Origin of the sequence: Actinophytocola sp. (assembly GCF_036378875.1) — a bacterium.
GTDB lineage: Bacteria > Actinomycetota > Actinomycetes > Mycobacteriales > Pseudonocardiaceae > Actinophytocola.
Window position 1 is genome coordinate 1 of the sequence record NZ_DASUVO010000080.1, and the last position, 4,160, is coordinate 4,160.

The 4,160-nt window shown below is 66.9% G+C and carries 5 protein-coding genes and 1 pseudogene; 5 read left to right on the plus strand and 1 reads right to left on the minus strand.

The features are described from left to right. The 5 genes from VF106_RS22965 to VF106_RS22985 all read left to right on the plus strand — a co-directional run. On the plus strand, positions 1–223 hold a 223-nt coding region (locus VF106_RS22965), incomplete at its 5' end, for a fatty acid desaturase family protein (RefSeq protein WP_330840891.1). A gap of 110 nt (positions 224–333) precedes the next feature. Beyond that, on the plus strand, positions 334–744 hold the full coding sequence (locus tag VF106_RS22970; RefSeq protein WP_414639047.1) for a DUF309 domain-containing protein: 411 nt from the start codon (positions 334–336) through the stop codon (positions 742–744). Positions 745–930: 186 nt separating this feature from the next. After that, positions 931–1,845 carry an acyl-CoA desaturase gene (locus VF106_RS22975; protein ID WP_330841863.1) on the plus strand — a complete coding sequence of 305 codons (915 nt, stop codon included), beginning with the start codon at positions 931–933 and terminating at the stop codon, positions 1,843–1,845. Then, a complete protein-coding gene (locus VF106_RS22980) occupies positions 1,842–2,618 on the plus strand; it encodes a CPBP family intramembrane glutamic endopeptidase (RefSeq protein WP_330841861.1) in 777 nt (258 codons plus the stop codon). The genes VF106_RS22975 and VF106_RS22980 overlap by 4 nt, the downstream gene beginning before the upstream one ends. 489 nt (positions 2,619–3,107) lie before the next feature. Further along, a complete protein-coding gene (locus VF106_RS22985) occupies positions 3,108–3,374 on the plus strand; it encodes a hypothetical protein (protein ID WP_330841862.1) in 267 nt (88 codons plus the stop codon). 649 nt (positions 3,375–4,023) lie between these two features. On the opposite strand, the pseudogene VF106_RS22990 reads toward VF106_RS22985, so the two are convergent. Then, a pseudogene (locus VF106_RS22990) lies at positions 4,024–4,160 on the minus strand (IS630 family transposase); the annotation flags it as partial.

Consider the following 4,160-nt stretch of genomic DNA (forward strand, 5'->3'; position numbering starts at 1 on the left):
CGTGTGGGTCGACTTCACCCTCGGCGCACTGAACTACCAGGTCGAACACCACCTGTTCCCCAGCATGCCCCGACCCAACCTCCGCCGCGCCCAACCCATCGTCCGCGCGTTCTGCGCCAGCAAGGGCATCGAGTACACCCAGTGCGGCTGGCTACGGACCTACGGATACGTGCTCCAACACCTCCACGCCGTCGGCGCACCACTACGACTGGCCAACAGTTGACGACAGGAACACCGAGACCGCCTCAGCCGGCTCAGCGTAGCCGCGGAGAGGGGAACGACCGCGACCGCGACGCGGCCGGGCGCGCACGCAACGAGCGCCCGCGCGACAGGCTGGGCCGGCCCCTTCCGCACGGGGTTCCCGGCGTCCCGCGCCAGCCAGAGGGCATCGTTCGATCACCCGACCAGACCCTGCTCGAAGCCCAGCGGCTACTCGACGACGGGATGCCGTTCCACGCCCACGAAGTGCTGGAAGACGCCTGGAAGACGGCACCAGAGGCGTCGCGTGCCCTCTGGAAGGGCCTCGCCCAACTGGCCGTGGGCGTCACGCACGCCGCCCGAGGCAACACCACCGGTGCGGTCTCCCTGCTCAGACGCGGCGCCGACCACATCGAGCCCTACCGGGGCGAGCCAGCACACGGCGTCGACATCACCGGGCTGCTGCGGTGGGCCCGCGGTCACGCTGCCGCCCTCGAGGCCGGAGCCGACCAGCTACCCGCTCCCCACCTGCGAGGCGATGGCTGAACCGGCTGGGCCCGCCCATCTGACCTGACCGTCAGGTTTACGCCGCCCTCGGGACGGCCAACCTCATATACAGGCAGTTGCCCCAGACCTCGGTGACTCGTACCACACAGTTACCGGAGGTGGCACATCGTGACCGCCACTTTGAAACACCCCTCCACCTCGAAGCCGCGCGGCGGGCCGGAGCCCATGCTCTCCGGCGAGAAGACCCGAGCACAGACCCTGCTGGTCAAACTGTTCGCGATCGTGCCATTGCTGGCGCTGGTCGCGGCTGTGCCGTTCGCGTGGGGCTGGGGTCTGGGCTGGGTCGACATCGGCCTCGCATTGTTCTTCTACACCCTGACCTGCCTGGGTGTGACGGTCGGTTTTCACCGGCACTTCACTCACGGCGCGTTCAAGGCCACCCGGGGCCTGCGGATCGCGCTCGCCGTGGTCGGCAGCATGGCCATGCAGGGCCCGATCATCAACTGGGTGGCTGACCACCGTCGCCATCACGCCTACGCTGACAAGGAAGGCGATCCGCATTCACCGTGGTTGTTCGGCACGTCGGCCGCCGCGCTGGCCAAGGGATTCTGGCACGCACACATGGGGTGGCTGTTCGAACGCGAGCAGACCAACGCCCGCCGGTTCGCCCCGGACCTGCTGGCCGACGACGACATCCGGCGCATCGACCGGCTGTTCCCGGTCCTGACCGTGGTCACCCTGCTCGCCCCCGCGGTGCTCGGCGGGTTGATCACCATGTCGTTCTGGGGTGCGCTGACGGCGTTCTTCTGGGCGAGTCTGGTTCGGGTCGCCTTGTTGCACCACGTGACCTGGTCGGTGAACTCGATCTGCCACATGATCGGCGACCGGCCCTTCGAGGCGCGGGACAAGTCCGCGAACTTCTGGCCGCTGGCCATCGCGTCCATGGGGGAGTCCTGGCACAACTCCCACCACGCCGACCCCACCTGCGCCCGCCACGGCGTCCGCCGCGGCCAGATCGACATCTCAGCCCGCCTCATCTGGATCTTCGAGAAGCTCGGCTGGGTGTACAACGTTCGCTGGCCGAGGCCGGAACGCTTCACCCGCAAACTCAAGACACCTGACCAGACCGCAGCGGCATGACAGCCGGTCCGAGTCCTGCTGCCACGTCGCCGTACGCCGCGGCACCAGCGGTGACCGCGTCCGTTGTCCGCCAGACGAACCGTCGCGTTCCGGCGGTGGTCGCGGTCCTGTTGCTGCTGGCGACGAGCACCGTGCTGGTCAACGTGGTGTTGCCGGGTTGGGCGTATCCGCTCTGCGGGCTGATCGTCGCGGCAGCACTGCTCGAGGTGGCCCGGTGGTCGGGCCTGCGGGCGCGTTCCATCGGACTGGACTATCGACACCTACGCAGACCCGTGGCCTTCGGACTGCTCGGTCTGGGAGTGATCGGTCTGGCATTCGGCGCCGCGGTGGCGATACCAGCCCTACGCGGCCTCTTCAACGACGGCCGAGTCGACAGACACGGTGTTGGCGCACTGCTGTGGGTGACCCTGATCCGCATCCCGCTGGGCACCGTGCTCCTCGAGGAGATCGCGTTCCGAGGTGTGCTGCCGGCACTGCTCGGTGCGGACGACCGGTGGCGGTGGCGTCCGGTGCTCGTCGCGGCCGCCCTGTTCGGACTGTGGCACGCGCTCCCATCGATGGCAGTGCTGCAGAACGCCGCCGTCGGCACCGCGTTCGGCGGTATGCCGATCGTGGTCGTGTCCCTGCTCGCGATGCTCGCCGCCGCCGTGGCCGGAGTCGCCCTGCACTGGTGGCGCCACACCGGCCGCGGCCTCCTCGCCCCGATGCTGGTGCATCTGGCCACCAACTCCGGCGGCGTGCTCGTGGCGTGGTGGTTGCTCACACACGCGTAGCGTCCGAACGGCTCGTGAGCCTCACGCCAACGCTGAAGCTCCGCGCTGGGTGCAATCACCTAGCGTGTTCGCTCGGCTACGATAAGATCGTAGTCGCCTTGCTTCGTACAACGACCTTCATGGGGATCGACATTGACAGAATTCGACGTTCAACCCGCCGCGCTTCGGGAACTCGCTGGGATGCTCGGTCGAGCCCGTGAGGATTTGGACGGTGTCAAGGCATACCTGGCCAACTGGAGGATTTCGAAGGTGGTTCTCTGAATCGGCGAGCTGCTACGAACGGACAGATGCCACCGCTGCCGCGAACCTGGACGCCAGTTACCCGGACACAAACGTCATCGAATACAAAGAGGATACCGGGTATCTCGATGCCGTGGTCTTCGTTGATGGCGGGCTCGCAACTCCTCGGCGGACGGTCCGGACTGTGACCGGGCGGACCGGGCGGCGACCATGGCCCTCGCGACGCTGAGATGATTACGGGAACTGCCGATGACCGAGGCCGATGAGCCCGCCCGTCGACGTAAGCCGCTGCGCCGGACCGCATGGACCCTGTTGATCGACGGGTTGGTGGCGACTGGAGCGATGATCGCTCTCGGGCTGCTCTTCTTGGCCGGTGGTGAGGACATCGGGCCAGGACACCCGGCGGTATGGCCGGCCGGCGAACGGGCGTCCGTGCACAAGAAATCCGGCCCGCAGAACCCCGACTCGTCGAAATGCGAAGTAATCGGCTCGGACGGACAACCGGAGTACCGCTGACAGTCTCCGTTCGTCAACGCAGGTCACGGTCAGCTGCAAACAAGACGCGATCTTCCTCACCGGCAGTGCGTCCTGGATCGTCTCGGCGTTTCAAGGCCAGCTAATCATGGCGCCGATATCCCTGTCTTTGCTCGGAATGCTGCTTTTCTTCCCAAGGTTCACCTTGGCGTGGGCACGGCTGAGCGACCCACGCGGCGGTCTGTTCCGCAGGTGGCTCGGCCGGCGCAAGTAGACGACGCACCTTGGCGAGCCGCACGCGGGTCGAGAGTGGACCGACCGGGGGCACGAACCGTAATACGCGAGGGTTGAAACACCGTACTGCGGACGATGTGCGACGGGTGCCGTGTCCGCCGGAGCTGACAGCGCTGCTGTGGTGGCATGGACATGTTCGGGACCGCGCCAGACGGGCGGCTGTTCCGAGGTGAGCGAACGGACCTCGAACTACGTGGCAGAGAGCGCGGAAGGTCGTCCACCCCGGAGGTCCAAGCCTCTCCGCTCGCTGCGAGGCCGTACGACCTCCGGCACGCCACCCTCCACGTGGCTCACCGGCGGCGTACCGGCACCCACGGTCGCCGAGTGGGCGGGCAACTCGGTAGAGGTACTGCTCAGCACCTACGCGAAGTGTCTCGACGGAGCTGGCGCCGAGGCGCTAGTGTCCCGAGTCGTTAATTAGGCCGCAGTATGCCGCGAGGGTTTCGAGGATCTCGTCGGCGGTTTTGGTCCAGACGAAGGGTTTGGGGTCGGTGTTCCATTCGTTGATCCATGTGCGGACGTCGGTTTCGAGTT

Bases quoted from the DNA above. Each gene is read 5' to 3' on its own strand.
- VF106_RS22980 (WP_330841861.1), top strand. From the start codon at position 1,842: ATGACAGCCGGTCCGAGTCCTGCTGCCACGTCGCCGTACGCCGCGGCA.
- VF106_RS22985 (WP_330841862.1), top strand. From the start codon at position 3,108: ATGACCGAGGCCGATGAGCCCGCCCGTCGACGTAAGCCGCTGCGCCGG.
- VF106_RS22975 (WP_330841863.1), top strand. From the start codon at position 931: ATGCTCTCCGGCGAGAAGACCCGAGCACAGACCCTGCTGGTCAAACTG.